The following is a 26,085-nucleotide window of genomic DNA, read 5'->3' as shown; positions in this document are numbered from 1 at the left end:
CAAATTATTTACAAACGACACCTGCACGTTTGGCAGATTCAACAGTATTATGAAGAAGCATTGTGATTGTCATTGGACCAACACCCTTTGGCACAGGTGTAATGTAACCCGCAACATCTAACACGTTGTCAAAGTCAACATCACCACAAAGTTTTCCTGTTTCTAAACGGTTAACACCAACGTCAATTACAACCGCCCCTTCTTTAATATAATCCGCTGTTATCATTTTAGGTCGTCCAACAGCTACGATTAAAATATCAGCTAACTTCGATAACTCTTTCATATTTTGCGTCTTAGAATGACAATATGTGACAGTGGCATTTTCATTTAAAAACAATTGCCCCACTGGTTTACCGACAATATTACTTCTTCCAATTACTACTACATGTTTTCCAGAAATATCAAGATTTGTTTCTTTTACTAATTCTACAATACCATGCGGTGTACATGGAAGGAATGTATCTTGTCCCGTCATCATACGTCCCACGCTGATTGGGTGAAATCCGTCTACATCCTTTTCTGGTGAAATTCTTTCAATGATAGCTTTTTCTTCAATATGTTTTGGTAAAGGTAATTGCACTAATATGCCATTAATACGGTCATCGCCATTTAAGCGATCGATTTCAGCAAGCAAACGTTCCTCAGTAATTGTTTCAGGAAGTTCAATTAGCTCTGAGTAAATCCCTACTTGTTCACAGCCTTTTTCTTTTCCTTTCACATAAGAACGAGATGCTGGATCTTCTCCAACTAAAATAACTGCTAATCCTGGTACAATACCTTGCTCTTTCAACTTCACAACTTCTTCTGTTAATTGTGCTCGTTTTTTCTCCGCAACTTCATTTCCTTTGATGATTACTGCTACCATTTTAAGATTCCCCCTTAAAGAATTTACAGTGTATCTTTTATATTAGATAAAACGCCGTTAATAAAACGACGAGATTCCTCATCCCCAAATGTTTTAGCAATTTCAATTGCTTCGTTAATTGTTACGTTGTGTGGAATTTCTTCCATGTATTTCATTTCATACACAGCTACACGTAAAATACTGCGATCAACAATACTAATACGCTCAAGCTTCCACTTTTTTAAATTTTGACGAATCGCTTCATCGATTGCTTCTTTATTTTCTACAAAACCTACTACAAGTGACTCTAGAAACTCATTTGTTTCTTCGCCTTCATCTAGCGTGTTTTCCACTGCTACTTTCGGTTCTAATTCACCTGTAATATCCATTTGGTATAATGCTTGCATTGCTCTTTCTCTAGCCGTCCTACGTTTCATTGTAACTCTCCTTTATGCTTCAAGTCTTTCCTTATACTTTGTTATATTATTATAATTTATAAGCCGTCAATTCACTTACTCTTACAGTTTTCATTGATTTTCCAACCTTATAATACAATGATAATAACACAATTTATCGTTTCACACACGGGTTACAAGGCTGAAAAATAATAAAAAGATTAACTTCAAGTTCCATATCTTATCACAATGTACGTTTTTTGGAAAAACGAAACATTTTCTTGTTTATTTCTTATTTTTTGAAATAGTATAATAATTAGAGGGTTGTAATTTGTGAAGAAATGAAACGATAAAAAAGATGCCTATGTTACTAGGCACCTTTTCATTCTTACACTGGTTCGATTTCTGTTTTTTGTGTTTCGAATGTTACGCCAACGATGTGAACATTCACTTCTTTTGGCTCAAGTCCTGTCATTGTAAAGAGTGCTTGGCGAATATTGTCTTGAATCTTTTGTGCAACAACTGGAATTGCTACACCAAAATACATTACAACATAAAGGTCAACGATAATATCTTCGTTTGCTAATTCAACCTTTACACCTTTACCATGATTTTTCTTACCTAACTTCTCAACAACATCTGTAGCAAAATTACCGCGCATTGCCGCTACACCTTCTACTTCTGCAGCTGCAATACCTGCAATTACTTCAATTACTTCTGGTGCAATTTCTACTTTACCAAGAGTTGTATCTTGACCCATATCTAACATATGTTCAGCCATGAAAAAAACCTCCTTTAATGTATCACTGCGTCACAAGTTCATGCTCTTCCAAAAATTTCGTATTAAACTCACCTTTTACAAAATCAGGATGATCTAGCAATTGCAAATGGAACGGGATTGTTGTATGTACGCCTTCAATGACAAATTCACTAAGTGCGCGCTTCATTTTTGCAATTGCCTCTTCACGTGTTTTTCCGTGAACAATTAATTTAGCAACCATCGAATCATAGAAAGGTGGGATTGAATATCCCGGATATACAGCTGAATCGACGCGAATACCAAATCCTCCTGGTGGTAAATACATTTCTACTTTACCTGGAGATGGCATAAATTTTTTGGCAGGGTTTTCCGCATTAATTCGACATTCAATTGCCCAACCATTAAATTGTACTTCTTCTTGCTGTAACGATAACTTTTCTCCTGAAGCAACAAGAATTTGCTCTTTAATTAAGTCCATTCCCGTTACCATTTCAGTAACCGGATGCTCAACCTGAATTCTCGTATTCATCTCCATGAAATAAAAGGTTTTCGTTTTATATTCATAAATAAACTCAACCGTACCAGCACCTGTATAATCAACCGCTACCGCCGCTTTAACTGCCGCTTCACCCATCTGCTTGCGAATATCTTCATCAAGTGCAGGTGATGGACTTTCTTCTAATAGTTTTTGCAAACGGCGCTGAATTGTACAATCACGCTCTCCTAAATGAATGGCATTTCCGTGTGTATCTGCCATTATTTGAATCTCAACATGGCGGAAATCTTCAACGTACTTTTCTAAGTATACACCAGGGTTCCCAAAAGCGGTACTAGCTTCTTGCTGTGTAATTTGAATTCCTTTTATAAGCTCTTCTTCATGGCGTGCAACACGAATACCTTTTCCGCCGCCACCTGCAGTCGCTTTAATAATAACTGGATATCCAATTTGATTAGCAAGCTCGATCGCTTCTTCGGTATTTTTAATAATCCCTTGTGAACCTGGTACAATCGGAACCCCTGCTTCTTTCATTGTATCACGAGCAACGTCTTTTGTGCCCATCTTTGAAATAGCTTCTGGACTTGGACCGATAAAAATCAAGTTACATTCACGGCATAACTCTGCGAAATCTGCATTCTCTGCTAAAAATCCGTATCCCGGATGAATAGCATCGCAGCCTGTTAACTTCGCAACGCTAATAATGTTTGTCAAATTTAAATAGCTTTCTTTCGAAATCGTTGGTCCTACACAATACGCCTCGTCTGCAATCTGTACGTGAAGTGACTCTTTATCTGCTTCTGAATAAATTGCAACTGTTTCAATATCCATTTCTTTACAAGCACGAATAATTCGTACAGCAATTTCCCCACGATTGGCTATTAATACTTTTTTTATCATCACAAAGACTCCCTTATTACGCTTTTACAAGAAATAGCGGTTGTCCATACTCAACAAGTTGTCCGTTATTAACAAGAATTTCAACAATTTCGCCCTCTACATCAGCATCAATTTCGTTAAATAACTTCATAGCCTCGACAATACATACGATAGAATCTTTCGATACTCTATCCCCAACACTTACATATGGAGGGGTATCAGGCGAAGAAGAAGAATAGAATGTACCTACCATCGGTGATGTGATTTTATGTAGGTTTTCATTTTGAACAGCCTTCTTCTCTTCTTGTTTTGGTGCTTCTGCTTGTGCTGCTGCTACTTTCGTTTCAACTTCAACAGGCGCTACTGGTTGCATAGCTTGTTTTGCTGCAGGTGCTTGCACAGCAACAACTTCATTACCACGCTTTTTCATTTTGATTGTTGTACCGTCTTTTTTGTATTCAAATTCATCAATATTAGAGCTATCAATTAATTTAATTAATTCGCGAACTTCTTGAATTTTAAACATGTAAAATCCACTCCCATACTCTTGTTTGTCCCGTTTTTACAGATTCTCGTCACGAAAACTAGATTGACTGTAAAAATACGATGTACTCTATTAGAAAATATATTTCATTAACTAATAGAAATATTTACTATTTCCATCTTACGATAAATTTTTTAAACATTCCAATTTATATTTCTTTATAATAAATCGAAATTCCTGTAAAAATATTATTCCAATAAAAAATTTAATACCTAGTAATAATACCAAGTTTCACATGAAATTGGCAAGACCACTTCTAAAAAAACATTCACTACTTTTTCAAAACGTTACACAGCAAACATGCCATTCCCTCTCCACTCTTCACCACACCTATAGTCAATAACATATTTTTACCAAATATTATTTTTTTGTTTACACGCCGTTCATCATTCCTTCATATAAGAATAGTATGTTCAAAGTGTAGAAAATATATTGTGTCGAGGTGTGGAAATATGATATGGCTCATTCTCTTTTTACCTGCTGTAATCGTTTGGGCATGCGTTCTTTTCATCCACGTCAAATCCGGAAAAAGTAATCATCAGTACCATGAACCACTAATCTTTTACTCACAACGTATTTCTCCGTTCCGAGTTGAACATAGTAAAAATAATTACAAAGACGAAATAGAAAAAAGCTATCGAAAATGATAGCTTTTTTCTATTCACACGTACTTACATACTCTTTTTACTATTTGCATACCCTTTGCTTAGTAAAAGATAATAATCCGCAGGGAAATCCCTACGGATTAAAGTTTCACTTATTTCGCTGGTGGATCAAATTTCACACCTACATCTTTTGATCCGCCTTCACTTCTTACAAGTTGAATAATTTTATTTGCTTCTTTCTGTGAATGTTTTGCCGCTTTAACCGTTACTCTAATATCAGTACCATCAGCTCTTACAAGAGCATCTGGATATCCTCCTTGAGATTTAATTACTGTCTCAAGTAATTCTTGCTTCGTTTCCATTGTAGTGATTGCATCAAAGTTATCTTTCGCTTTACTCTTTTCTGTCGCTGAAGATTTCGAAGAATTCATCACTTCTTGTAATTTTGCTTTCTCTTCACTACGCTGATCTTCCATTTGCATACGTAAAGCTGTGAAATTCTCATCACTTGATTGAACTGATACATTGCCCTCTTTTTTACTTGTTTCTTTTTTTGCATTTTCTTTTTTGTCTGTTTCTTTATTTGTTGTTTCTTTGCTTGTATTTTCTTTTTTCGGAGTTTCTTTAGGCGCTTCGTTTGTTACTGCTTTATCAGTACCTTGTTTTTCTTGTCCAATCTTTTCACCTGTTGCTGGCGATGCTGTATTCATTTTGTCAGGAGTTGTCACGTAATACACAGATAGTACAACAACTAAACTTAACATCGTTAATAACCAAACTGTTTGTTTTTTTAACACTTTATTTCCTCCCTATCAATTTTTCGGTGAAACTGAAACGCGATGGGCCGGTACATCTAGCAGCCTTATCACAGCTTCTTTTACCATTGCTTTAACTTGTATATTATCCACTCCCTTTGCTACGACAAGAACACCACGTACTTTCGGCTTCTCTGTTCGTAAAACAACAGGAGTTTCTTTATCCCCTTCACGTATAATGACAGTCTTTTCATCAAGAGACTCGTCCTCTACTTCTCTCTTACCGCCTGTTTTATCTGTTTCACCTGTTGTTTGTGAGCGTTTCACTGTATTTTTTTCTAAAATTTTTTCTTCAGATGAATCCAAATTCACTTTAATCGTTACGTCTTTTACTCCTGCTATTTCTTCTAAAGCAGTTTTTAATTCTTGCTCATACGCTTTTTCATATTTTTCTACATTTGACATACTATCATTACTTTTTTGTCCGAAAGTTGGTACGTCTTTTTCTTGGTTTTGAGTTTTTTGTTCTTTAAATACAGGTACTTCTTCTTTTTTACTTGAAAAGAGACTACTAGAAAACATAAGCAAAATTCCAAGTATGAGTAGGACAAGTAAAAACTTAGGTGTTACCTTTTTACCCTTCTCGTTGCTTTCTTTTTGATCCCCATTCAATAAGTTTCGAAAAAATGAGAACTTCGAATTTTTATCTTTATTGTCCATTTACTCTACCTGTCCTCCCTTCCATTTGAACTTGGATTTGTTTATTCTCTAGTTGCCACCTGCTTGAAAAGAAGTCTTTCATTTCTACATTCGTTTCCTCTACTTTTTTCGGTGGTTCTTTCGTGTTAATTTCAACTGGTCTTACTGTTTCGATTGCATCATTTTTACTACGTTCTTTTTCTTTTAACGTCACAACAACAGATTGAATATCTTTCGCTGACTTTACTTCTGCTGTGCTTTCCGCTGCGACTATTTGTATTTCAGAGACTGACATACCATACTGTTTCTCAAACTCTTTTCCTACTTCTTTTTTCATTTTGGTAGCCATCTCTTCTAAACTATATGCACGTGTTAGAGCTTGTATTTCTTTTTTCTTCGAATCTATTGAATTTTTTACAGATCCTTCTGCTACGTACTTTTCTTCATTAAAATTTGCAATTACTTCATTTACATCTGTCTGCAATAGTTTAAAAAGAGGTGTTAAAATTAATACGACTAACAAAAGACTTACAACGAATTTAACGTATTTTTGCAAATTCGAATTTGGAAGAATAAGATGAAGCATTGTCGCTAAGAGCAAAAAAACGATAATATTTCTGATCCACTCTGTAACAAATTGCATACTCTTCACCTCCTACCGCATCATAAGTGTAATATTCCCCGCAGCAATAATAATTGTAATACTTAAAAAGAACATAAATGATACGATAGCTAAGCAAGCAAATACGTAAATGATGCTTCGTCCAATAATGTCTAAGCATTGAATAATTGCTCCGCCGCCAACCGGTTGCAATACTGCTGCTGCGAATTTATAAATAAATGCGATACAGAAAATTTGAATCGCTGGAAAAGCAACAATTAAACATAAAATGACGAGCCCAATAATTCCGACTGTATTTTTCAATAATCCTGATGCGCTAATAACAGTATCTGCCGCTTCTGTAAACATCCTTCCAACTACTGGAATGAAGTTCCCTGTTACAAATTTAGCAGTTTTCACAGCTATTCCATCAGCAACGGCTGTTGCTGTTCCTTGTACAGATAATACCCCTAAAAAAATCGTTAAAAAGATACCGATAATCCCAACGCTAACGTTTTGCAGAAGCTTGGACAATTTCGTCACTTTATATTGATCACTCATTGTACTTACAATACTTAATATCGTTGCCAGTAATAAAAGCGGTAGAACGATATAATTCATAAGAAGCCCGCTTGTATTCATTAAGAAAATGATAATCGGATGAAAGAAAGATACAGATACAACCCCGCCACCAGTCGCTATAAGCGCCAATAAAATTGGCAATAGCGCTAATATGAAATCTACCATTGTTTGTATCGTTTCTCTTGCATATGTCATAACGACATAAAAACTATTTAAAGCAAAAATAATAAGTACCATATATACAACAGCATCAGCAATTTTACTTACACTACTTTTTGAAAAAGCGGATTGCAGTGATTGCAACAATGCACTAAAGATTGTGAGCATAATGAGTGTGCCAAGCAGTTTTCCATTAGCTGCAAGCTCATGAAATAAATATTTTAATAACCCTATCATCCACTCTTTTAGAGAGAATTCTTTTTCTCCCTTTACAAACTCCATAAAACTCCCTTTTTGACTCTCTGGCAAATAGCCTCCATATTTTGTAACAAGCCCGTCCCAAAATTGCTTCACATCTTCAATTCCGAGCTTATCCAATTGTTGATCAACGACGTTTGTTTCTACAGGAGAAGCTTGTACAACAACTGGTAAAGAAAAGAAAAGGAAGCAAGCAAATAGCAGCTTAGCTCCAAACCTCCTCAACATTCACTCCCCCTTATCCCGTCGGTAAAAATCCGAGAATAGTTTCAATTACAACCGTCAAAATAGGAATTGCCATAACGAGAATTAAGATTTTCCCAGCAAGTTCAATTTTCGAAGCGATGGCACCTTGACCAGCATCTTTTGTAATTTGAGCTCCAAACTCGGCAATATAAGCAATTCCAATAATCTTTAGTAACGTTTCCACGTAGACGTTACTAACTTTCGCTTCACTCGCAACTCTCTCAATCATTTGTAAAATAGAATGAATTTGATCGATTAAAATAAGAAACATCACGCTACCTACGAACACAATAAATAAAGATGTAATACTAGATTTATGCTGGTTCAAAACAGCAGCTAAAAACGTAGCAACGAGGCCTAATCCGACAATTTGTATAATTTCGATTCGAACCGCCTCCTTTACTGGAAGAGAAAGACACTTTTAATCTTGTCGAATAGCGTATTAATTAAAAATGCAACATGAAATAAAATGACGACAAAACCGACAAGGATAACCCAATTTGCAATATCCTCACGCTTCAATTCTTTTAGTACAGTATGAATGAAAGCTAAAACAATGCCGATTCCGGCGATTTGAAATATTAATCCAACATCAATGGACATCGCCTTTCTCCCCCCTATAGCAGTAAAATTACAATAAGTAGCCCTGCTAGTACCCCTAAGCTCTTAATCATTTTTTCGTATTGCAGTTGTAAAGCTTTCGCTTCCTCTTCTTCTCTCTCCAAATGTGTAATACATAAGCGAATATGTTTTTGTTGTGATTCACGATCATGTTGCCCGAGGGTTTCACCAAATTGCTGCAGTATTTCATACTCGGTTTGTTGAAAAGCCGTCAACTTCCAATTCTCTTTCAAACTATCTATCCAAGCTTCCCTTACCGTTTGTTCTCCACTTTCTAGTTTTTTAGCGAAACTTTGAAATATCCAATTTAATGGCTTTGGCATTTGTTTAACTAATCGCTCGGCAGCCTCAGATAAAGGTGTGTGTCCATACATAATTTCTGCCTCTAATGATTGAAGTGCTGATTTTAATAACCTAAGTTGCCTCGGCCTCTCACTGTATCTTTTAGCGTACGAAAACCCGAAAAAGGTGCTGACCGCAACGATTAACACTGCACCAAATATTTTCACCATACGCCCTCAGCCTTTCTATTTGATAACACTGGTTTTCCATATTTATCTTTCACCTGCATAACCGTTCCTGGACCCCTCGCTTTTGACAACTCCACAAACCTATCAAATATACCAAGCTCTAGCACTGCCTTGAGCGATGGACGTCTCACAACATCCTCATAGGAAAATCCATGTGCGCTTATAAAAAGCTGAACACCTGCATGCACTGCCTCCATAATTGCTTCACTATCTTCTTTACGGCCAATTTCATCTACGATCAAAATATCAGGACTCATAGAACGAATCATCATCATCATTCCTTCTGCCTTTGGACATGCGTCTAACACATCGACTCGGGTACCAAAATCATATTGCGGGATCCCTTTTACACAGCCAGCAATTTCTGATCGTTCATCAACGATCCCCACTTTACAGGAAGGAATTTCCGAAGCACTTACCCCTTGACTCATGCAACGTGCTACATCTCTTAAAAGCGTCGTTTTTCCCGTTTGGGGAGGGCCAATTACCATCGTGTTTAACCACCTTTTTTCATACAAATATGGCAAAAGCGGTTCAGCAATCCCTATTTTTTGACGAGCAATACGAATATTAAAGGAAGAGACATCACGAATCATTTTCACTGCGCTTTTTTCTGTAATGACTTTTCCTGCTAACCCAATTCTATGCCCCCCGCGAAGCGTCACATACCCACGTTTTAATTCCTCTTCCATCGTATAAATTGAGAATTGACTTAATTTATTCAATAAGTAAATAGCATCCTCTGCAGTAGTGATATAGTCATAAAAAAACACCTTTCCGTGTGCAATACACTCTAGCGGCCTTCCAATTCGAACACGAATTTCCTCTAAAGCATCGTATTGCTTACATTCTTCAATTAAGTACTTCATCGTTTTTGGTAAAACTTCTAATACCTCTTTCATCGGCTTCTCCCCACTATACTCGACTTACTATTTCAGTAATGCGATAAAAATACAGCAAATTCCAAGCGCTAGAAAAAAGAGCTTCAAGAAAGAAATTTCACTTGCTACACTCGCTATCCCAATTGTCATTGTTAAAATTAATACGGTAGGTCCAACAAACGCCAACATACCATTTATAAACAACGCTTTCTTCGCATCATTCACATAAAGCATAAGCAAAGCAGCAAATATCTCCGCACTACCTGAAAATAATCGAAGTGCCCCCATAACAAGCACGGATGTTTCCATTGCCGCTAGCCACTGTTTCATTCTTCCACCTTCTCCCGTAACAGTTACTAACTTCGTATTCTAAAAAAGAATATATTTGTACAACCATATGCAGAGGTTGTCTATTTCAGAAGTAAAAACATAATTTTTCTCTAAAGTCTGAATTACAATCTGAATATTCATATTACTTCATGGTATATTATGGTATATTTAGTTTAAAAGAGGTTTAAACCATGCAACACGTCACTTTATTACCACTAGATTTATGCCATACAAATGTGATTTTCGAGCTATCAAGTGATCCACATATAAAAAATGCATTGGGAATAACGGTAGAAAACATCGAAGACACGAAAACATTTCTTCTTTTCGCAATAGAAGAAGAGCGTCAAAAGAAATCCTTATCGAGAATGATTGTGAATGAAGAAAATGAAATAATTGGCCTCACCACACTTAAACATATTAATAATGAAAAAAAGCAATCTCACATTGGTAGTTGGCTCGGCTATCCGTACTGGGGAAAAGGCTATAACGAGGCTGCTAAAAAAGAAATCTTTAAAATCGCCTTTTTAGACTTACAACTTTCCTACGTATTTGCTGGTGCTAAAACGAATAATATCCGCTCACTAAAAGCACAAGAAAAACTACCTTATATTTCATTGCATGTGGAAAACAAGTTTCCAGACGAACACGCTGCACTAGAGAAAGAAGTAAAGTCACCTTGCTCTCTGCATGTCGTGTCACGTAAAAATTTTTTAAACTGGTTGAAATTACAAAATGAGGAGGAAAAATATGAAGGCATTGAAAATTAGTTTAACCGTTGTAGTAGAATTAGCTCTTATTTATCTTTTTTCATTATTAGTCGGTTGGTCATTTATAGAGACCTTTTTCCTTGGTAGTTTAGCAATATTTGCAATTATGTGGTTAATTATTATGAGTAACCATAGAAATAACATTACAGATCACGCAATAAGTAAAACATTAACTGGCGTTGAGACTGGCGAAATAAAACCATTTCAAATTGTTTTGACTCCATCTATTATGGGTACTCTTTCACTTGTTTTAGTCAGTTTTATAATAACAGCTATTTACTATCTACCCTATTTCCTATAAAAAAAGCACTCGTGAATTATCACGAGTGCTTTTTTACTATGCACGAGAAACGTATTTACCTTCACCAGTGTTGATGATAAGCATTTCGCCTTCGTTAATGAAGATTGGTACTTGTACAACAAGACCAGTTTCTAATGTAGCTGGTTTTGTTACGTTAGAAGCAGTATCACCTTTAATACCAGGCTCTGTTTCTGTAACTTGTAATTCAACTGTGTTTGGAAGTTCAACACCAAGTACTTCGCCTTGGTAAGTCATAATTGCTACTTCCATGTTTTCTTTTAGGAATTTAAGCTCGCGCTCGATTTGTTTTTCACCAAGTTCGATTTGCTCATAAGTTCCGTTATCCATAAATACATGAGCCTCACCGCTTGCGTATAAGTATTGCATACGACGGTTTTCGATGTGTGCTTTTTCTACTTTCTCACCTGCACGGAATGTTTTCTCTTGAACAGAACCTGTGCGAAGATTACGTAGTTTAGAACGAACGAATGCAGCACCTTTACCTGGCTTTACGTGTTGGAAATCAAGTACTTGCCAAAGGGCATTGTCCACTGAAATTGTTAAACCTGTACGAAAATCGTTTACTGAAATCATGTAAAAAAATCCTCCTGTGTATTACAAAATAATAAGTTCTTTTGGTGATTTCGTAATTACTTCATTACCTTCACTTGTCACAATGATATCATCTTCAATACGTACGCCGCCAATACCTGGAATATAAATACCTGGCTCTACTGTTACAGCCATACCTGGTTCAAGTACTGTATCAGAACGGAACGCTAAACCTGGTGCTTCATGGATTTCAAGACCTATTCCATGACCAGTAGAGTGTCCAAAGTATTCACCATATCCTTTTTCCGTTATGTAGTCACGCGTTAGCGCATCAGCCTCGCGACCTGTTAAACCAGCTTTAATACCGTTCACACCACGTAATTGTGCTTCTAAAACGATATTATAAATTTCTTTTAATTTATCAGATGGTTCACCGACTGCAATCGTACGAGTAATATCAGAACAATATCCTTTGTAATAAGCGCCGAAGTCTAATGTAACGAAATCTCCTGTTTCTATCACTTTTTCAGATGCCACGCCGTGCGGTAATGCCGAACGAAGACCTGAAGCAACGATAATATCAAACGAAGAAGATGTTGCTCCTTGTTTTCTCATGAAAAATTCAAGTTCATTTGACACTTCAATTTCAGATACTCCCGGGCGAATGAATGATAGAATATGCTCAAAGGCAGCATCTGCAATCTGTGCAGCTTCCTTTAATATCTTAATCTCTGAATCAGTCTTTATCAAGCGTAACTTTTCTACAAGTCCAGAAGTCGGGATAAATTCAGCATCAATCGCTTCCTTATGCACTGAATAAGAACTATATGTAAGAGTATCTTGCTCAAAACCAAGTTTTTGAATTCCAAGCTCTTTCACTTGCTTTGCCACTTCATCAATGATCAATCCTGCGTGCTGTACAACCTCATATCCAACCGCTTGTTTACTTGCCTGCTCGACGTAACGGAAATCTGTAATAAATTGAGCACGATCTTTTGAAATAAGAACAACGCCTGCTGTTCCTGTGAAGTTAGCCATATATCTACGACTATGTTCATTTGTTAACAAAATACCGTCAATGCCAGCCTCATCAAATGCACTTCGTAATCTTTCAATTTTCTCCATTACTTTATGCCTCCCTCAATTTCTCCATTAATGCAAATAACGCTAACTTATAGCCATAAAAACCAAATCCTACAATTTGACCTGCACAAACAGCTGCCGTCACAGATTCATGACGGAACGATTCACGCTGATGAATGTTAGAAATATGTACTTCAATAACAGGAATCGAAATGCTCGCAATGGCATCACGAATCGCATAGCTATAATGCGTAAATGCTCCCGGATTTAAAATGATCCCTTCATATATATCTTCCGCTTCATGAATAATGTCGATAATGGCACCTTCATGATTCGATTGGAAACATTCTAACTCCACTCCCATTGTTTCTGCTTCTTGCTTCATATCTGCTTCAAGTGTCGCTAGCGTGCCCTTTCCATATACATTTACCTCACGAACACCGAGGCGATTTAGGTTAGGACCGTTTACGAGGAGTAACTTTTTCATATTCTTAAAACTCCTTAATATTAAATATCTATACAATATTTTAACATAGGAGTTACTTATTTGAATAGTTCGTCTTCTCTTGCCCTTCTTGTTCTGCTTTATTGCTATTTACTGCGTAAGAAACAGAATATGCTATAAACACACCATACAATATAAAAATACATATTGTCGTCACAATTGTCTCTTTTGGTAAATGGAGCGCACTTTTAATAACAGGAGCCATTAAACCCATCCCCAAAAACAGTAGTGCCCACCAAAATAGCCCATAAATAATTCCCGCTATAATCCCTTCAAACTTCGCAAAAAATGCTTTATACAAAAAGGCGATCAAAATTGAAAGAAGTCCCATACACACTATTCCGAACACATTGCCCCATACACCCTCTTTCCAACTTCCAAACGCAAATGGTAAAAGGAAATAATTCGGTCCCGCCTCCGTGAATGAAAATATATGAAGGAAATACCAGATCCCGCCCCAAAAGATTCCACCAAACAAACCAATCTGCACAAAATTCCTTGTTCCTAATTGTTCTTGACTCACATCGACACCTCCGCTCAATAGTATGCCCGAAACTATTTTGAAGCATGTTTAAATCCTGCGAAATTTGTCTATAAAAAGAATAAGAAATGTCCGACTCTCATAACATTTTCCCTTGTCATCTACTTGTATTTGCCGATAAAATAAAGGAAACTCGGTGATTGTCTTATTTCAAAACGACAGAACCCAGTATGACAATTGCCTCTTTTTCTACATAAGAGAGAAACAAATACAGGTTGGTGTTAACATGGCAGAAGAGTCAAAACAAATATATGGCGGGCAAGCGGTCATAGAAGGAGTTATGTTTGGCGGTAGAGAATATACTGTTACAGCGGTTCGTCGTAAAGATAAATCGATTGAATTTTATCGATTACCACGCGTTCGTAATAAAGTACTATCTACCCTAAAAAAAATTCCATTTTTACGAGGGATTGCCGCTATTGTGGATGCAAGTGCGAATGGAGCAAAGCATTTAAACTTCGCTTCAGAACGATTTGACGTCCACCCAGAAGATGATGAACAAATTGCAAATAAAAAAGAAGAACAATCAAAATTAACGATGGTATTAGGAGTTGCAGCTGTTGGCGTTTTATCTTTTATATTCGGTAAAGTCATTTTCACAGCAGTTCCTGCACTATTAGCTGAATTAACGAGACCGATTTTCCCATCTCATACTGGGCAAATCATTGTCGAAAGTGTCATTAAGCTCATGCTATTATTGAGCTATATATACTTTATTTCTTTAACCCCACTTATTAAGCGGGTATTTCAGTATCACGGTGCAGAGCATAAGGTAATCAATGCTTACGAGAATAACCTTCCTCTGACTGTAGAAAACGTTCAAAAGCAAACTCGTCTCCATTATAGATGCGGCAGTAGCTTTATTATATTTACAGTCATTATTGGAATGTTCGTTTATTTCCTAGTCCCTACAGATCCTCTTTGGGCACGAGTTATAAACAGAATTTTATTAATTCCAGTTGTACTTGGTATTTCTTTTGAAGTATTACAATTTACAAATCGATTACGAGATATTCCCGTATTACGCGTACTTGGATATCCTGGATTATGGCTACAACTATTAACAACGAAAGAACCAACAGATGATCAAGTGGAAGTAGCAATTGCATCGTTTGAAGAATTATTACGTTTAGAGAACAAACAATAATTATTTAAAAATGGTGTTCAACTCCTTTCCTCATCGTTAATATACTAATTTCAATATATGTTTTTAGGAGGTGTCCCTTATGAACGGTCGTTCGTTTACTTTCGCTATATTTGTGCTTATTATCGGATTGGCAATATTCGGCCTTGTTTCATCTGTTATTACAAATCCCATGGGTGTATTAAGAAATATCGGGTACATGTTACTTGTTGTCGGTATCTTTTACTTGCTATACAAGATGTTTACAAATTCCAGTGGTTCCGCAAATTCGCAAAGCTCATATAAGCGTGCGGCAAAACAATCGAACCGCAAACATGGGAAACAAAATGTAGCACCCCTAGGCAATTCTTTCTTTAAGTCAAATACTTCTAATGACAAAAGTAAAAAAGGGAATTCTTCCACTTTGAAACGAAAAAGAAAACAGTCTCATTTAACTGTCATTGAAGGCAAAAAAAGCAAAAAGAAAGACCGTGCTTCCTTTTAGGAAATACGGTCTTTTTTTATACTTTGAAGCACTTCTTTTAAACTTTTCTCTCTCATACTTTCAATTCGAAGATGATGATTTTCAAACGGTAAATTCCGTGTCACATCATTAGGTACCACAACGCACGTTAATCCCGCTGCAACTGCTGCTCTCAATCCATTTAATGAGTCTTCAAATACAACAGCTTCAGATGGCTTAATTCCTAATTCTTCTATTGCAACTCGATAAAGAGCTGGATCTGGTTTTACCTTCTCAACATCTTCTCTCGTTTTAATTACTTCAAAATATTCTCGAATTTGTAGCTCTTCTAAAAAATGAATAACCCATTCTCTAGAAGAACTAGAAGCTAGTGCGATTTTTAATCCCATTTCTTTCGCTTCTTCTAAATATTCTTTTACCCCGTCACGAGCTTCTGGTATTCTCATTTTCTCTTTATGTAAAGTTGCCACTTTTTCTTTTAATACACTTTTGTTAAACTTCTCTTTTAATTGATCATTTAAATATGTATAAAGTACCTCATCTGTTGTTCCAATGCATTTCGCAAATTCCTCTAAAGGTAGTTCCCCGCCGTATTCACGAACAGCATCTCTGAAAGAGTGAAACCATATCGTTTCTGTGTCCACAATTAATCCATCAAAATCAAAAATAATTGCTTTCATAATTCTCCCATCCTTTTCGAATTGAAATAAAAAAGGAAACGCCATACGTTCCCCTTAATTACTTTTCTCTTCATTTGCTCTTTGAACACCGCGAAGCGTTTCCACTCGGACTACATCTTGTTCAAAGTATTGCACTAAATCACCAATGCGATCAATCGCTTCCCAACTTAAATGATGTTCAATTCCTTCTACATCATTGTAAATTTTACTTTCATCCACACCGATAATACGCATAAATTGCTCTAGCAAGTCATGACGATATACGAGACGTTCTCCGATTTTTTTACCTTTTGTTGTTAATACAAGCCCTCTATATTTTTCATAAATTAGATATTCATCTTTGTCTAATTTTTGCACCATTTTTGTTACAGAGGATGGATGTACACTAAGCGCTTCAGCAATATCAGATACGCGGGCGTAACCCTTTTCATCAATCAACAAATAAATTTGTTCAATATAATCTTCCATACTAGGGGTAGGCATCGGTTTCCTCCATCCAAGTTCATTTTGCTTATTCCGTACGAAGCAATCAATAAAATGATACACCAGAAAGAATAACGTGACAAGTTGAAAACGAGCCTAAATATATAAAACAAAAAAGAATCTGTATTTGCATACAGACCCCCCTTAAGTAAAATATTGTATTTCTGCATTAGGAAAAAACTCATTTATATAACCTCTTATCGTTTCTTCCAATACTGCTGCATCATCCTTTTTATATACATATTTTCCGATGCCATATCGTCCCCATTTATACTTCCGCTTCTCTTCATCCATTTCAAGCTTCGTATTTGGATAACGCTCTTGAATAACCTTTTTCGCTGGTTTTGTAAAACGATGCTGAATTAATTCAAACGTTAAATTTGGTATCGTCATATCCTTCAGCGCATTGTACAGTCGCTCAAATAGTTCACGGTATCCTTCTTCCCATCCTTCATGCATATAAAGTGGCGCAACTATAAAACCAAGTGGATAACCTGCACCTGCTACTTTACGTGCCGCCTCAATTCGCTCCTCAAATGGCGATGTCCCTGGTTCAAAATTTTTAATTACATATCGTGAATTTATACTAAACCTGAAACGAGTTTTCCCATTATGCTTTGCATCTAATAAATGATCAACGTGCGAATATTTCGTGACGAAACGTAAGCGCCCATATTCACTTTCTCCAATGAATTCAATCGCCCGCTTTAATGCATGTGTTAAATGATCAATCCCAACAATGTCTGATGTACACGCTGCTTCAAATCTTGTTATTTCAGGTGCCCTTTCATCCATATATTGCTTTGCCTTCTCAAATATTTCATCAAGATTGACATACACACGAACGTAAGGCTTACTCCCAAGTGTTGTTTGCAAATAGCAATAATGACAATGTCCCATACACCCTGTTGCGAGCGGAATTGCATATTCAGCTGACGGTTTTGACGTATCAAACTTTAGCGTCTTCCTTACTCCAACGACAAGTGTAGCCTTTGCATTACGATACTTTTGCAAATCATTTTCTCCTGGCAAATTTCTAATTTGATTATGTGATGTCGTTTCACGAATTTCTAATCCCATCTTCGTAAACTTCTCATAAAGCTCTTTTCCAAGCGGATATTCAAGTGCCTTTGGTTCAAAGTAAACGAGTTTTGGCATAAATGGTTTCATGTGCTTCCCTCCCTCTCGTTAGTATGGGAAACGTTGAAAAATTAACACGCATTAAAGTTTTCCACTTCAGTAACTTGCGTTGCAAGTTACTGAATGTTATAATTTGGATAACAGCTACCTTGCAACGCAAGTTACCTGAGTAAAAGGTGGTGAATTCATGCACAGCCAAATGTTAAAAGGTGTACTAGAAGGTTGCATCCTATACATCATTTCACAAGAAGAAGTGTACGGATATGAACTGAGCACAAAATTAAATAAACACGGATTTACATTCGTAAGCGAAGGAAGCATCTATCCGTTATTGTTACGTATGCAAAAAGAAAAATTGATTGAAGGAACATTAAAAGCCTCCTCACTCGGTCCAAAACGAAAATATTATCACGTAACCGATAAAGGATTAGAGCAGCTTGAAGAATTTAAACAAAGCTGGGTAATGGTTTCAACTACGGTAAATAACTTATTACAGGGGGAGTGATAGGGATGAATGCACAAGACATGATTGAATTGAATAATAAAAAACGTGAGCTTCTAACACCTGAAAATGAAGTTGCTTATAGCGATATGTTAGTTTATCTTCGTTTATCTAACGTGCCAGAGCAACAAGTAGAAGAACTATTACTAGAAATATTAGACCATCTCATCGAAGCACAAACAGAAAACAAAAATGCTTATGACATTTTTGGTGATGACTTACAATCTTATTGTGATGAACTCATATCGGCTTTGCCGGTTCAAACAATGTTAGAAAAAACTTCTTTAATCGGCTTTGTTATTAGCTTACTTCTCGCTATACAGTTTGGAATGGACACCATTGCTTCTCTTTTCGTTTTCTTTTTTGAAAAGAACACCGAAATAATAAGTCCACCTTTTAGTATCCTTGGAACTACTTCGTCTGTTTCAATAATTATACTAGGTATACTATTTATTTTATATTTATTAAAGCGGTACTCCTTTGATCAGAAAATGAATTGGAAAAGAAGAATTCTATTTGGATTCGCATTTGCTATCCCGTTTTGTTCCGCTATATTCTTAAATATTTATTTTAAAAAACAACCTTATCTCATTTATCATCTAACCTTTTGGCAAAATGCCTTAATCGCTATCCTATTTTATGCTTTATATAAATTCTTATATAAAAAATCAAATTTTTAACAGCCCTTCAAAAGGCTGTTTTTTCTTCTGTCTAATTTTACAAATTGAAAAATTTCATAAAGAAAATAAGAAAAATGCAAAATAATTAAAGTTAATTGTTGACGTGATGCTTTTATTATCGGTATCATAAATCTTCGTGAGCAATTATTTTTCGTTATACGATTTTTTTATTATTACTGAATTTTTGAGAGGAGAAATTAGATGTCAGTTAAGAAGAAAACGCAAGTACGCACCGGCAAAATGGTACGTGAACTAATGTTAGCAGACGAAGATGTAAATGCTTCGCTAATTATGGTATATAGTGAAAACGGTGTAAACGCAGAAATTAAAATCGAGGGCTTAACGCCGAAATGTAACGAAGAATTATTTTTGAGCGGAAACGTGGATTGGAACAAGAGTGTTATTTATAAAATTGTTGATTTCACTGGAAACGCTGAAGTTGGTAAAGTTACATTAACAGCGATGAACAAAAACAATGTTTCTCTAGAAATTGAACGCGTTATGTGGAGTAAAGAAAATAAAGAAGCTGCCGAGCAAGAAGAAACACAGGTAGAAGCAGCACCGAAAAAAGAAGTAGTTGTAGAAGCTCCAAAAGCAATTACGCCTGCTCCTAAGCCTGTTACGCGTGTGGAAACACCTGCTATGGCACCTAAGCCTACTCCGGTACCGACACCGAAGCCAGTAAGCGTAGAAGCAGCTGTAGAACTAGTTACTCCAGCGCCTGTGAAAAAAGCAGTCCCTACTCCAGTTACAAAGCAAGAGACAGCACCGGTTTCTCCTGCAAAACCGAAGCAGCCTGCTTTGACTGAAACAAATTCAAAACTACAAGAAAATTATGTTAAACTCGTGAAAAAGACAATTGAAGTTTGTCAAGATTACGAGCTTGGCATCGACATAGATGATTCTATTGAAAGCTTAAAAGAAGAACTACAAAGCCAAGGTATTAGCGTTACATTTGACAAAGAAATTATGGACGTTGTAAGTCGCCTTCGTTCTTTACAAGATAAAGGAATCAAAGTAGAAAAAGTACTTAATTTACTATAAAAAAATAAGAGGTGGCTATCGCCACCTCTTATTTTTTATAATTCCACTCATTACTTTCATACTTTTCTTTCGCTAACGTTTGAACTTCATGTAACTGTTCTTCTGTTAATTCATATGGAACAAGTTCTACATCCAATCCTTTTTCAAAGCCAACTTCAAACGCTTTAATTAACTGTTCTATCGTAAATGTACGGTCTGTTAATTCATTAATTGCTACTGCTTTAGAAGAGAACATACTCTTCATACGTTCCTTCACACGTTCATTTGGGAATAAAAATAGATCATATAGTTCATCTAAATCAATTTCTAATGGAATCGATCCATGCTGTAAAATAACACCTTTTTGACGTGTTTGAGCACTACCAGCAATTTTTCGTCCTTCCACTACAATTTCATACCAAGATGGTGCATCAAAACATACGCCTGAACGTGGATTTTTTAAATTTTCACGATCTGCTTCTGTTTTTGGAACTGCATAATATGCTTCTAACCCTAATGCCTTAAAACCATCTAATAAACCTTGCGAAATAACACGATACGCTTCTGTAACTGTTTTCGGCATATTCGGATGATCTTCAGACACAATAACACTATACGTTAACTCTTTGTCATGTAGTACACCCCTGCCGCCTGTTTGACGACGAACGAATCCATATTTCTTTTCGTTAACTACATCCATATTAATATCTTTTTCAACACGTTGAAAATACCCAACTGTTAATGTTGGTACTTCCCATTCATAAAAACGAATTGTTGGTGGCATTTTCTTTTCACTTTGCCAATTTAATAAACATTCATCTAACGCCATATTAAATGCCGGTGAACATTGACCAGAGTTAATATAACACCATTTTTCTTTTCCCATCCTGCACCTCATATAACCAATTATTTTTCACATTCTCTAGTCTACCAAATTCGACAAAATTTGTGAAAGAATACGAAATTTCTTCTTATATGCAAATGAATCTGTTGCATAAATACATAAGGGCATTATAATATTGAAAGTAGGATAAGAAAAAAGGGAGCGATAGAATCGTGTCAACAACTTGGATTATTTTATTAGCCGTAATCGTAGCATTTATCGGCTACACTGTATGGATGTACTTCTATCAGAAAAAATTAATTAAAACTCTTACAGAAGAAGAATTTCGCGCTGGCTACCGTAAAGCACAGCTTATCGATATTCGTGAAGCAGACGAATATAACGCAGGGCATATTTTAGGTGCACGTAACATTCCGTTATCACAAATTCGCCTTCGCCATAAAGAACTTCGTCAAGATCAACCTGTTTACTTATATTGCCAAAGCGGATTCCGTACAGGTCGTGCAGCGCAATACTTAAAAAAACAAGGCTACAAAGATTTCTACCAATTACAAGGTGGATTTAAATCTTGGACAGGCAAAATTAAAAAGAAATAATAACATACAAAAAACTAGCTGAATAAATCAGCTAGTTTTTTCATTTCATCTTATTCGCAATGTATAATAAATTCTGCTTGATTACCTTTTCATCGTTCTCTTCTACATTCCGATACAGCAGCTGATATTCAATTCCTTTCTCTTTCCATATAAGCGTAGCAAATTCGTCACCACGTTCATAATCATCTTTATTTTTAAAATAAGCAGACGTTCCATTATTCAGTTTCATTTGTTCTTGAAATCGCTTCTCTTCCATAAGATCCGGAAAACTATAAGGAAAGTTCGCGACATTTAACTCAATATACTCATTTCTACCTGGCTCCTTCTGTTTATATTTAATCGTTAAGACAGCGTTCTTTTTCCCAAGCGTTCTTACTTCACCCTTCACATCACTTGTAATGTCGTACGGTAAAAACGTTGGAACTTTAAACTTCACCGGAAAATATTTTGGAAGTTCCTTTAGCGGGATAGGATCCGTAACACGATCCATAGCTCCTCCTGTTGTTCCCACAAAGTGTTTTTCTTCTTGCATCGTTTGCTGAAACGAACACGAACTAAGTACAAAACTAGAAAACACGAAACAAATGATTCTTTTTTTCAATTTGTTTCCGCCCTTTCATACCGCTCTCTTAACGAACGAAGCGTTGATATGCTCTTCATATTCGCTTTGTCATCAAACTCCACCTTTGAAAACTTTCTACGTTATTCTCACACATTTTGACAACACTTTTTGCAAACCAAAAAGACCCCTATCATTCTTACGCCCAAGTGAAAAGGTTACGCGAATAAAAAGAAGTCTTATTAATACCATAGTTTGTGAAAAGCTTTTCAGGTCAAGATTTTTTCTTTCTTATTATTTTCCCTTTATAATAAGTGAAAGAGGTGATACATATGGCCAATATAAAACAAATTGCTAAAACTGCTGGTGTATCGATATCAACTGTTTCTCGTGTCCTGAATAATCACCCTTACGTAAAAGAAGAAAAGCGTAAGCGTGTTCTAGATGCTGTTGAAGAATTAAACTACGCAAAAAATATAAATGCTGTCCATTTAATAAGAGGGAAAACATATACAATTGGCGTTATGCTTCCTTTCATTAACCTCCCCTACTTCAGTACGATTATTGAAGGAATCGGAAACGAAGCGTTATTAGCTGGGTATCATATTAATTTATGTCAAACGAATTACGATAGCATTGAAGAAATTCGTGTTCTTGAAATGATGAAAATGAAACAATTTGATGGGATGATTATTTGCTCCCGAACGAGCTCTTGGGAACAAATCGAACCTTTTGCAAAATTTGCCCCTATTATTTCATGTGAAAAAATGAAGCATCCCCTCATTTCATCCATCTACGTAGATCATTATGAAGGTTTCCGTCTTGGTACTGCCTATTTACTAAGTAGAGGCCATGAAAAAATCGGAATTTGTTTAGCAAGAAAAACAAGTGTAAATTCCATGGAGCGCGAAAAAGCGTTCGCCGATACACTTCGTAACGAAGGCAAAACGTTGCATCCTGAATGGATTTTCCACCAATGCTATACAATGCAGGACGGAGCACAAATACTCCATCGTATTTTAAATATGAAAAATCGTCCAACTGCTATTTTCACAGCGAACGATCAAGTTGCAGCTGGTTTATTAACAGAGGCTCGAAAACATGGTATTCGAGTACCTGAAGACCTTGCTATCCTTGGATTTGATAATCATGAAATTTCAAAGGCATTAGAAATTTCCACAATTGAACATCCCGGTCTCGCAATGGGCTCACATGCTTTTTCTTTATTCCATAAGCAGATCCAAAGCGAGCAAATTGTCGGCAGTGCAAAAGAACTTTCATTCCATTTAATTGAGCGAGAGACTGTCTAAAAAGAGCGTTACTTATAACGCTCTTTCTCAGCTCTTCACCTATTGACTTTATATTTCCCATCTCATATAATGAACCTAACGAACGGTAGGTAGGGGATGAAAATGACAGCAAACCGCATTAAAGCTGTAGCACTTTCTCATTTCGCACGCTACGGCTATGAAGGAACTTCATTGGCAAATATTGCTCAAGAAGTTGGGATTAAAAAACCATCGATTTACGCACACTTTAAAGGAAAAGAAGAGCTATATTTCATATGCTTAGAATCTGCTCTTCAAAAAGATTTGCAGAGCTTCACAGGCGATATCGAAAGCTTTTCCAATTCGTCCACTGAAGCATTGCTTTTAAAATTATTAAAAGGGTATGCAAAACGATTTGGTGAAAGTGAAGAATCAATGTTTTGGTTACGAACTTCTTATTTTCCGCCTGATGCATTTCGCGAACAAATTATTAATAAAGCAAATGTACACATTGAAAACGTCGGAAAACTTTTATTCCCTGTATTTAAAAGAGCAAGCGAACAAGATGAGCTGCATAACATTGAAGTAAAAGACGCCTTAGAGGCTTTTCTATGCTTACTCGACGGTCTTATGGTTGAACTATTATACGCAGGTTTAAATCGTTTTGAGACACGTTTAGACGCTTCTTGGAAAGTATTTTGGCGCGGACTTTCAAACTGACGGATTGCTCCTTTGCAATGCGTCGTTTTTAAGCCCTTTACCTAACGACTGGTAGGAAGGAGAAATGACATATGGCATGGATTTATGTAATCATCGCTGGTATTATTGAAATATTTTGGGTGATTGGACTAAAAAAAGCAGAGGCACCACTTGAATGGGCTGGTGTTGCTCTATTAATTACAATTAGTTTCGTCTTATTATTTAGAGCTTATAAAGATTTACCTGTCGGCACTGTATACGCAGTCTTTACAGGAATCGGAGCTGGCGGAATCGTTCTTACAGAGATTTTCATCTTCGGAGAACCTTTCTCTATCGTAAAAGTTTTATTAATCGGTTTAATCTTCTTCGGAGTAATTGGTTTAAAACGAGTAACAGAAGAAAAAGAAGCGAAGGAGGCCGCATAAAATGGCTTGGGTATTTTTAATTCTAGCTGGTATTTGTGAAATTATTGGTGTACTCTTTATGAAAGTAGCCACTGAAAAGAAAGGCTGGGCACCAAAAGTTATTTTAATCGCTAACTTCGGCGTAAGCTTCTTCTTCTTATCTCTTGCGATGAACACATTACCGATGGGAACTGCTTACGCAATTTGGACTGGAATCGGAACTGCTGGAAGTGCACTTCTAGGCATTCTCATTTTCCGAGAATCAGCGGATTGGCGTCGTCTTGCTTTCTTAAGCTGTATTCTATGCGGCGCTGTTGGCTTAAAACTATTAAGCTAACGTGAGGTGAATGTCATGTGGAAAGAAAAAGGAAAGAAAATATTAGCATGGATCACACTTGGTATCCTCATTCTATTACAAATAAGTTTTCATATAATAGAATCATTGTTTCATAAAGTATTATCCATTCTCACATTCCTTCCTAACATGACACTTGAAATTATATCGATTGTTTGGTCCATTATCGCCTCCATTGCAATCGTCATTATATGGAGTATCGCCAAACTATGGAATAAGTTATTTAAAAAGGACAGTATTTCTGAAAAAGAATAACTGTCCTTTTTTATATTCATTCAGACTTTCTGTAGAAGTTACATGTGATAAGACAAAACAGACCAATTATGGCAATACTTATACCAACCCCTTTATGTAAACTTGGAAATAACAGTGGTATATCCGAGTAAACATTTGCTAATATGAGGCCGATTGAAAATAAAAATATTCCTATTCTATATAACCATTTTCTTTTGTTCATCATTCTCCCCTCCTAACATTTTTCATATACTCCTTTCTTTTGGACATACTACCTAAAAAAGGAGTGGATAATATGCAAAATTCTATACATAAGCAAATTCTATTTTTATTTTTCCTATTTCTTATTCTCGTTATCGTTTTCAGCTTTATATTACATACTCCAAAAGATGTTGTACCGAGTAACCTCTCTGTTTATAAACTTTTACTTTCCTATTGTCGTTATTGAAGAAGGTGCCTTTTATAGGGCACCTTTTAAAATTCTCTCTTCTCATACAATTTCACTGAAACGAAGATAGATATTATAAACATGCATATTGAACTAATGAATAACACGCTGTTATATAGTTGAATTTGTTCTAGGTTGATTCCAAAGAAAATAGAAGAAACGGCCATAGGTGCTATTAGTATAAAAATCGCAATAAAAATAGTTTTTTTATAGGCCAACCAAAACGATATCGGTAAAACAAAGCTTAAATACACTAAAATAAAGCTAATACTAGCAACCATTGTCGTTTCAATAAATTCAAATAGGTTAACCCCATTCTTCATTCCCATCGTAAAACAACCGACCATTACACTTATAAAAAGAATAATAATTGCTACTATATATTTTGCAAATACAATATGTTTTTTCAATATTGGTAAACTATTTACTATAACTTCACTCTCATTTTTACTATCTGCTTCAAATGTTTTTACTGTTGCCCCAACTGTAATAATTACTGACATAATTATGAACAGATTTTCCGTATCTGTTAAGGCCATATAAAAGAAAACAGGATACAGTATGTACCAAATTAAAAATTTCCATTGAATGATGAAATCTTTTAAAATTAGTTGCTTGATCATGTA

At 36.0% G+C, this 26,085-nt stretch carries 39 protein-coding genes; 14 read left to right on the top strand and 25 right to left on the bottom strand.

What is annotated here, in order from left to right; genetic code table 11:
• Positions 1 to 4: 4 nt before the first annotated feature.
• From folD to accB, 5 genes are all read right to left on the bottom strand, one after another.
• Complete coding sequence (gene folD, locus ACTFP3_RS13355) at positions 5 to 865, bottom strand: bifunctional methylenetetrahydrofolate dehydrogenase/methenyltetrahydrofolate cyclohydrolase FolD (RefSeq protein ID WP_000226732.1); 861 nt, start codon at positions 863 to 865, stop codon at positions 5 to 7.
• 23 nt (positions 866 to 888) lie between these two features.
• Positions 889 to 1,281, bottom strand: coding sequence for a N utilization substance protein NusB (gene nusB, locus ACTFP3_RS13350; RefSeq protein WP_000830247.1), 393 nt, complete (start codon positions 1,279 to 1,281; stop codon positions 889 to 891).
• Between the two features lie 346 nt (positions 1,282 to 1,627).
• Complete coding sequence (locus ACTFP3_RS13345; protein WP_000807630.1) at positions 1,628 to 2,020, bottom strand: Asp23/Gls24 family envelope stress response protein; 393 nt, start codon at positions 2,018 to 2,020, stop codon at positions 1,628 to 1,630.
• A gap of 22 nt (positions 2,021 to 2,042) precedes the next feature.
• Positions 2,043 to 3,395 (bottom strand): acetyl-CoA carboxylase biotin carboxylase subunit, encoded by a 1,353-nt coding sequence (accC, locus tag ACTFP3_RS13340; protein WP_000592870.1) that lies wholly within the window; start codon positions 3,393 to 3,395, stop codon positions 2,043 to 2,045.
• Between the two features lie 16 nt (positions 3,396 to 3,411).
• Positions 3,412 to 3,900 carry an acetyl-CoA carboxylase biotin carboxyl carrier protein gene (gene accB, locus ACTFP3_RS13335; RefSeq protein WP_000472859.1) on the bottom strand — a complete coding sequence of 163 codons (489 nt, stop codon included), beginning with the start codon at positions 3,898 to 3,900 and terminating at the stop codon, positions 3,412 to 3,414.
• A 470-nt stretch (positions 3,901 to 4,370) separates the two neighbouring features.
• Here accB and ACTFP3_RS13330 point away from each other — a divergent pair, with 470 nt between their 5' ends.
• The gene (locus ACTFP3_RS13330; RefSeq protein WP_000638000.1) at positions 4,371 to 4,565 is read left to right on the top strand and encodes a hypothetical protein; all 195 of its coding nucleotides are present in this window, start codon (positions 4,371 to 4,373) and stop codon (positions 4,563 to 4,565) included.
• Positions 4,566 to 4,675: 110 nt separating this feature from the next.
• Here ACTFP3_RS13330 and ACTFP3_RS13325 read toward each other — a convergent pair whose 3' ends face one another.
• The 9 genes from ACTFP3_RS13325 to ACTFP3_RS13285 are packed head-to-tail and all read right to left on the bottom strand — an operon-like array spanning position 4,676 to position 10,185.
• Entirely contained in the window at positions 4,676 to 5,320 is a 645-nt protein-coding gene (locus ACTFP3_RS13325) for a SpoIIIAH-like family protein (protein WP_000914709.1), read from the bottom strand.
• A gap of 15 nt (positions 5,321 to 5,335) precedes the next feature.
• Positions 5,336 to 5,998 carry a stage III sporulation protein AG gene (gene spoIIIAG, locus ACTFP3_RS13320; RefSeq protein WP_000368890.1) on the bottom strand — a complete coding sequence of 221 codons (663 nt, stop codon included), beginning with the start codon at positions 5,996 to 5,998 and terminating at the stop codon, positions 5,336 to 5,338.
• Entirely contained in the window at positions 5,988 to 6,620 is a 633-nt protein-coding gene (gene spoIIIAF, locus ACTFP3_RS13315) for a stage III sporulation protein AF (RefSeq protein WP_086386150.1), read from the bottom strand. Before spoIIIAF ends, spoIIIAG begins: the two co-directional genes overlap by 11 nt.
• 12 nt (positions 6,621 to 6,632) lie before the next feature.
• Positions 6,633 to 7,805, bottom strand: coding sequence for a stage III sporulation protein AE (spoIIIAE, locus tag ACTFP3_RS13310; protein WP_000946110.1), 1,173 nt, complete (start codon positions 7,803 to 7,805; stop codon positions 6,633 to 6,635).
• Positions 7,806 to 7,815: 10 nt separating this feature from the next.
• A complete protein-coding gene (gene spoIIIAD, locus ACTFP3_RS13305; protein ID WP_077393170.1) occupies positions 7,816 to 8,199 on the bottom strand; it encodes a stage III sporulation protein AD in 384 nt (127 codons plus the stop codon).
• A gap of 23 nt (positions 8,200 to 8,222) precedes the next feature.
• Positions 8,223 to 8,426, bottom strand: coding sequence for a stage III sporulation protein AC (spoIIIAC, locus tag ACTFP3_RS13300; protein WP_000020914.1), 204 nt, complete (start codon positions 8,424 to 8,426; stop codon positions 8,223 to 8,225).
• Between the two features lie 14 nt (positions 8,427 to 8,440).
• Positions 8,441 to 8,956 carry a stage III sporulation protein SpoIIIAB gene (gene spoIIIAB / locus ACTFP3_RS13295; RefSeq protein WP_000238702.1) on the bottom strand — a complete coding sequence of 172 codons (516 nt, stop codon included), beginning with the start codon at positions 8,954 to 8,956 and terminating at the stop codon, positions 8,441 to 8,443.
• Positions 8,950 to 9,876 carry a stage III sporulation protein AA gene (spoIIIAA, locus tag ACTFP3_RS13290; RefSeq protein WP_000665905.1) on the bottom strand — a complete coding sequence of 309 codons (927 nt, stop codon included), beginning with the start codon at positions 9,874 to 9,876 and terminating at the stop codon, positions 8,950 to 8,952. Before spoIIIAA ends, spoIIIAB begins: the two co-directional genes overlap by 7 nt.
• A 27-nt stretch (positions 9,877 to 9,903) precedes the next feature.
• Positions 9,904 to 10,185 carry a YqhV family protein gene (locus ACTFP3_RS13285; protein WP_000816050.1) on the bottom strand — a complete coding sequence of 94 codons (282 nt, stop codon included), beginning with the start codon at positions 10,183 to 10,185 and terminating at the stop codon, positions 9,904 to 9,906.
• Between the two features lie 191 nt (positions 10,186 to 10,376).
• Between ACTFP3_RS13285 and ACTFP3_RS13280 the strand changes: the two genes are divergently transcribed.
• Together ACTFP3_RS13280 and ACTFP3_RS13275 are read left to right on the top strand one after the other, a co-directional pair.
• Complete coding sequence (locus ACTFP3_RS13280; RefSeq protein WP_001164981.1) at positions 10,377 to 10,955, top strand: GNAT family N-acetyltransferase; 579 nt, start codon at positions 10,377 to 10,379, stop codon at positions 10,953 to 10,955.
• On the top strand, positions 10,936 to 11,256 hold the full coding sequence (locus ACTFP3_RS13275) for a hypothetical protein (protein ID WP_000645571.1): 321 nt from the start codon (positions 10,936 to 10,938) through the stop codon (positions 11,254 to 11,256). The genes ACTFP3_RS13280 and ACTFP3_RS13275 overlap by 20 nt, the downstream gene beginning before the upstream one ends.
• Positions 11,257 to 11,292: 36 nt before the next feature.
• Here the strand turns inward: ACTFP3_RS13275 and efp are convergent, their stop codons facing one another.
• The 4 genes from efp to ACTFP3_RS13255 are packed head-to-tail and all read right to left on the bottom strand — an operon-like array spanning position 11,293 to position 13,919.
• Positions 11,293 to 11,850 carry an elongation factor P gene (efp, locus tag ACTFP3_RS13270; RefSeq protein ID WP_000626516.1) on the bottom strand — a complete coding sequence of 186 codons (558 nt, stop codon included), beginning with the start codon at positions 11,848 to 11,850 and terminating at the stop codon, positions 11,293 to 11,295.
• Between the two features lie 21 nt (positions 11,851 to 11,871).
• Complete coding sequence (gene pepQ, locus ACTFP3_RS13265) at positions 11,872 to 12,933, bottom strand: Xaa-Pro dipeptidase (protein ID WP_000411040.1); 1,062 nt, start codon at positions 12,931 to 12,933, stop codon at positions 11,872 to 11,874.
• A 4-nt stretch (positions 12,934 to 12,937) separates the two neighbouring features.
• Positions 12,938 to 13,378 carry a type II 3-dehydroquinate dehydratase gene (gene aroQ / locus ACTFP3_RS13260; RefSeq protein WP_000735140.1) on the bottom strand — a complete coding sequence of 147 codons (441 nt, stop codon included), beginning with the start codon at positions 13,376 to 13,378 and terminating at the stop codon, positions 12,938 to 12,940.
• Between the two features lie 52 nt (positions 13,379 to 13,430).
• Positions 13,431 to 13,919 carry a YqhR family membrane protein gene (locus ACTFP3_RS13255; protein ID WP_000076881.1) on the bottom strand — a complete coding sequence of 163 codons (489 nt, stop codon included), beginning with the start codon at positions 13,917 to 13,919 and terminating at the stop codon, positions 13,431 to 13,433.
• A 244-nt stretch (positions 13,920 to 14,163) separates the two neighbouring features.
• Here ACTFP3_RS13255 and ACTFP3_RS13250 point away from each other — a divergent pair, with 244 nt between their 5' ends.
• Positions 14,164 to 15,084 (top strand): DUF1385 domain-containing protein, encoded by a 921-nt coding sequence (locus ACTFP3_RS13250; protein ID WP_000807121.1) that lies wholly within the window; start codon positions 14,164 to 14,166, stop codon positions 15,082 to 15,084.
• A gap of 79 nt (positions 15,085 to 15,163) precedes the next feature.
• Positions 15,164 to 15,565, top strand: a complete 402-nt coding sequence (locus tag ACTFP3_RS13245; RefSeq protein WP_001014463.1) for an SA1362 family protein — start codon at positions 15,164 to 15,166, stop codon at positions 15,563 to 15,565.
• Here the strand turns inward: ACTFP3_RS13245 and ACTFP3_RS13240 are convergent.
• The 3 genes from ACTFP3_RS13240 to splB all read right to left on the bottom strand — a co-directional run bounded on the left by ACTFP3_RS13240 (position 15,562) and on the right by splB (position 17,877).
• A complete protein-coding gene (locus tag ACTFP3_RS13240) occupies positions 15,562 to 16,224 on the bottom strand; it encodes an HAD family hydrolase (protein WP_025687934.1) in 663 nt (220 codons plus the stop codon). The two genes, ACTFP3_RS13245 and ACTFP3_RS13240, sit on opposite strands and share 4 nt — an antisense overlap.
• A gap of 54 nt (positions 16,225 to 16,278) precedes the next feature.
• The gene (mntR, locus tag ACTFP3_RS13235) at positions 16,279 to 16,707 is read right to left on the bottom strand and encodes a transcriptional regulator MntR (RefSeq protein WP_061113481.1); all 429 of its coding nucleotides are present in this window, start codon (positions 16,705 to 16,707) and stop codon (positions 16,279 to 16,281) included.
• A gap of 144 nt (positions 16,708 to 16,851) precedes the next feature.
• Positions 16,852 to 17,877, bottom strand: coding sequence for a spore photoproduct lyase (gene splB, locus ACTFP3_RS13230; RefSeq protein WP_000802107.1), 1,026 nt, complete (start codon positions 17,875 to 17,877; stop codon positions 16,852 to 16,854).
• 157 nt (positions 17,878 to 18,034) lie between these two features.
• Here splB and ACTFP3_RS13225 point away from each other — a divergent pair, with 157 nt between their 5' ends.
• From ACTFP3_RS13225 to ACTFP3_RS13215, 3 genes are all read left to right on the top strand, one after another.
• Positions 18,035 to 18,352, top strand: a complete 318-nt coding sequence (locus tag ACTFP3_RS13225; protein ID WP_416809468.1) for a PadR family transcriptional regulator — start codon at positions 18,035 to 18,037, stop codon at positions 18,350 to 18,352.
• A 5-nt stretch (positions 18,353 to 18,357) separates the two neighbouring features.
• Complete coding sequence (locus ACTFP3_RS13220; protein WP_065222875.1) at positions 18,358 to 19,029, top strand: DUF1129 family protein; 672 nt, start codon at positions 18,358 to 18,360, stop codon at positions 19,027 to 19,029.
• Between the two features lie 201 nt (positions 19,030 to 19,230).
• Positions 19,231 to 20,073: a hypothetical protein gene (locus tag ACTFP3_RS13215; RefSeq protein WP_265996424.1), complete on the top strand. Its 843-nt coding sequence runs from the start codon at positions 19,231 to 19,233 to the stop codon at positions 20,071 to 20,073.
• Positions 20,074 to 20,101: 28 nt separating this feature from the next.
• On the opposite strand, the gene ACTFP3_RS13210 is transcribed toward ACTFP3_RS13215, so the two are convergent.
• On the bottom strand, positions 20,102 to 20,938 hold the full coding sequence (locus ACTFP3_RS13210) for a lipoate--protein ligase family protein (RefSeq protein ID WP_000514081.1): 837 nt from the start codon (positions 20,936 to 20,938) through the stop codon (positions 20,102 to 20,104).
• Positions 20,939 to 21,108: 170 nt separating this feature from the next.
• On the opposite strand from ACTFP3_RS13210, the gene ACTFP3_RS13205 reads away from it, so the two are divergent.
• Entirely contained in the window at positions 21,109 to 21,492 is a 384-nt protein-coding gene (locus tag ACTFP3_RS13205) for a rhodanese-like domain-containing protein (protein WP_000108653.1), read from the top strand.
• A 40-nt stretch (positions 21,493 to 21,532) separates the two neighbouring features.
• On the opposite strand, the gene ACTFP3_RS13200 is transcribed toward ACTFP3_RS13205, so the two are convergent.
• Positions 21,533 to 22,069 carry a hypothetical protein gene (locus ACTFP3_RS13200; RefSeq protein WP_033695179.1) on the bottom strand — a complete coding sequence of 179 codons (537 nt, stop codon included), beginning with the start codon at positions 22,067 to 22,069 and terminating at the stop codon, positions 21,533 to 21,535.
• A gap of 314 nt (positions 22,070 to 22,383) precedes the next feature.
• Here ACTFP3_RS13200 and ACTFP3_RS13195 point away from each other — a divergent pair, with 314 nt between their 5' ends.
• From ACTFP3_RS13195 to ACTFP3_RS13175, 5 genes are all read left to right on the top strand, one after another.
• The gene (locus ACTFP3_RS13195) at positions 22,384 to 23,361 is read left to right on the top strand and encodes a LacI family DNA-binding transcriptional regulator (RefSeq protein WP_001273985.1); all 978 of its coding nucleotides are present in this window, start codon (positions 22,384 to 22,386) and stop codon (positions 23,359 to 23,361) included.
• Positions 23,362 to 23,457: 96 nt separating this feature from the next.
• Positions 23,458 to 24,039 (top strand): TetR/AcrR family transcriptional regulator, encoded by a 582-nt coding sequence (locus ACTFP3_RS13190; protein WP_440010695.1) that lies wholly within the window; start codon positions 23,458 to 23,460, stop codon positions 24,037 to 24,039.
• Between the two features lie 71 nt (positions 24,040 to 24,110).
• The gene (locus tag ACTFP3_RS13185) at positions 24,111 to 24,443 is read left to right on the top strand and encodes a DMT family transporter (protein WP_000312339.1); all 333 of its coding nucleotides are present in this window, start codon (positions 24,111 to 24,113) and stop codon (positions 24,441 to 24,443) included.
• Between the two features lies 1 nt (position 24,444).
• On the top strand, positions 24,445 to 24,759 hold the full coding sequence (locus ACTFP3_RS13180; RefSeq protein WP_000312623.1) for a DMT family transporter: 315 nt from the start codon (positions 24,445 to 24,447) through the stop codon (positions 24,757 to 24,759).
• Between the two features lie 15 nt (positions 24,760 to 24,774).
• Entirely contained in the window at positions 24,775 to 25,032 is a 258-nt protein-coding gene (locus ACTFP3_RS13175; RefSeq protein ID WP_000265368.1) for a DUF3975 family protein, read from the top strand.
• Between the two features lie 16 nt (positions 25,033 to 25,048).
• On the opposite strand, the gene ACTFP3_RS13170 is transcribed toward ACTFP3_RS13175, so the two are convergent.
• Positions 25,049 to 25,237 (bottom strand): hypothetical protein, encoded by a 189-nt coding sequence (locus tag ACTFP3_RS13170; RefSeq protein ID WP_016123326.1) that lies wholly within the window; start codon positions 25,235 to 25,237, stop codon positions 25,049 to 25,051.
• Between the two features lie 248 nt (positions 25,238 to 25,485).
• Positions 25,486 to 26,082 (bottom strand): ABC-2 transporter permease, encoded by a 597-nt coding sequence (locus tag ACTFP3_RS13165; RefSeq protein ID WP_006921547.1) that lies wholly within the window; start codon positions 26,080 to 26,082, stop codon positions 25,486 to 25,488.
• Positions 26,083 to 26,085: the final 3 nt, after the last annotated feature.

Source organism: Bacillus cereus group sp. MYBK5-2, assembly GCF_051915685.1.
Taxonomy (GTDB): Bacteria; Bacillota; Bacilli; order Bacillales; family Bacillaceae_G; genus Bacillus_A; species Bacillus_A cereus.
The sequence above is the reverse complement of the archived record's forward strand: the minus strand, read 5'-3'. Positions and strand labels throughout refer to the sequence as shown.

Coding starts and splice junctions, on each gene's coding strand:
- spoIIIAC (WP_000020914.1), bottom strand. CDS start 8,426: ATGTCCATTGATGTTGGATTAATATTTCAAATCGCCGGAATCGGCATT.
- ACTFP3_RS13180 (WP_000312623.1), top strand. CDS start 24,445: ATGGCTTGGGTATTTTTAATTCTAGCTGGTATTTGTGAAATTATTGGT.
- ACTFP3_RS13220 (WP_065222875.1), top strand. CDS start 18,358: ATGAATGCACAAGACATGATTGAATTGAATAATAAAAAACGTGAGCTT.
- spoIIIAE (WP_000946110.1), bottom strand. CDS start 7,805: ATGTTGAGGAGGTTTGGAGCTAAGCTGCTATTTGCTTGCTTCCTTTTC.
- ACTFP3_RS13170 (WP_016123326.1), bottom strand. CDS start 25,237: ATGATGAACAAAAGAAAATGGTTATATAGAATAGGAATATTTTTATTT.
- ACTFP3_RS13285 (WP_000816050.1), bottom strand. CDS start 10,185: ATGAAACAGTGGCTAGCGGCAATGGAAACATCCGTGCTTGTTATGGGG.
- ACTFP3_RS13245 (WP_001014463.1), top strand. CDS start 15,164: ATGAACGGTCGTTCGTTTACTTTCGCTATATTTGTGCTTATTATCGGA.
- ACTFP3_RS13165 (WP_006921547.1), bottom strand. CDS start 26,082: ATGATCAAGCAACTAATTTTAAAAGATTTCATCATTCAATGGAAATTT.
- ACTFP3_RS13345 (WP_000807630.1), bottom strand. CDS start 2,020: ATGGCTGAACATATGTTAGATATGGGTCAAGATACAACTCTTGGTAAA.
- nusB (WP_000830247.1), bottom strand. CDS start 1,281: ATGAAACGTAGGACGGCTAGAGAAAGAGCAATGCAAGCATTATACCAA.
- ACTFP3_RS13175 (WP_000265368.1), top strand. CDS start 24,775: ATGTGGAAAGAAAAAGGAAAGAAAATATTAGCATGGATCACACTTGGT.
- ACTFP3_RS13185 (WP_000312339.1), top strand. CDS start 24,111: ATGGCATGGATTTATGTAATCATCGCTGGTATTATTGAAATATTTTGG.
- ACTFP3_RS13330 (WP_000638000.1), top strand. CDS start 4,371: ATGATATGGCTCATTCTCTTTTTACCTGCTGTAATCGTTTGGGCATGC.
- ACTFP3_RS13225 (WP_416809468.1), top strand. CDS start 18,035: ATGCACAGCCAAATGTTAAAAGGTGTACTAGAAGGTTGCATCCTATAC.
- splB (WP_000802107.1), bottom strand. CDS start 17,877: ATGAAACCATTTATGCCAAAACTCGTTTACTTTGAACCAAAGGCACTT.
- folD (WP_000226732.1), bottom strand. CDS start 865: ATGGTAGCAGTAATCATCAAAGGAAATGAAGTTGCGGAGAAAAAACGA.
- accC (WP_000592870.1), bottom strand. CDS start 3,395: ATGATAAAAAAAGTATTAATAGCCAATCGTGGGGAAATTGCTGTACGA.
- ACTFP3_RS13215 (WP_265996424.1), top strand. CDS start 19,231: ATGTCAGTTAAGAAGAAAACGCAAGTACGCACCGGCAAAATGGTACGT.
- spoIIIAA (WP_000665905.1), bottom strand. CDS start 9,876: ATGAAAGAGGTATTAGAAGTTTTACCAAAAACGATGAAGTACTTAATT.
- mntR (WP_061113481.1), bottom strand. CDS start 16,707: ATGCCTACCCCTAGTATGGAAGATTATATTGAACAAATTTATTTGTTG.
- pepQ (WP_000411040.1), bottom strand. CDS start 12,933: ATGGAGAAAATTGAAAGATTACGAAGTGCATTTGATGAGGCTGGCATT.
- ACTFP3_RS13280 (WP_001164981.1), top strand. CDS start 10,377: ATGCAACACGTCACTTTATTACCACTAGATTTATGCCATACAAATGTG.
- ACTFP3_RS13250 (WP_000807121.1), top strand. CDS start 14,164: ATGGCAGAAGAGTCAAAACAAATATATGGCGGGCAAGCGGTCATAGAA.
- aroQ (WP_000735140.1), bottom strand. CDS start 13,378: ATGAAAAAGTTACTCCTCGTAAACGGTCCTAACCTAAATCGCCTCGGT.
- ACTFP3_RS13275 (WP_000645571.1), top strand. CDS start 10,936: ATGAAGGCATTGAAAATTAGTTTAACCGTTGTAGTAGAATTAGCTCTT.
- ACTFP3_RS13190 (WP_440010695.1), top strand. CDS start 23,458: ATGAAAATGACAGCAAACCGCATTAAAGCTGTAGCACTTTCTCATTTC.
- spoIIIAF (WP_086386150.1), bottom strand. CDS start 6,620: ATGCAATTTGTTACAGAGTGGATCAGAAATATTATCGTTTTTTTGCTC.
- spoIIIAG (WP_000368890.1), bottom strand. CDS start 5,998: ATGGACAATAAAGATAAAAATTCGAAGTTCTCATTTTTTCGAAACTTA.
- spoIIIAB (WP_000238702.1), bottom strand. CDS start 8,956: ATGGTGAAAATATTTGGTGCAGTGTTAATCGTTGCGGTCAGCACCTTT.
- ACTFP3_RS13195 (WP_001273985.1), top strand. CDS start 22,384: ATGGCCAATATAAAACAAATTGCTAAAACTGCTGGTGTATCGATATCA.
- ACTFP3_RS13240 (WP_025687934.1), bottom strand. CDS start 16,224: ATGAAAGCAATTATTTTTGATTTTGATGGATTAATTGTGGACACAGAA.
- ACTFP3_RS13210 (WP_000514081.1), bottom strand. CDS start 20,938: ATGGGAAAAGAAAAATGGTGTTATATTAACTCTGGTCAATGTTCACCG.
- efp (WP_000626516.1), bottom strand. CDS start 11,850: ATGATTTCAGTAAACGATTTTCGTACAGGTTTAACAATTTCAGTGGAC.
- accB (WP_000472859.1), bottom strand. CDS start 3,900: ATGTTTAAAATTCAAGAAGTTCGCGAATTAATTAAATTAATTGATAGC.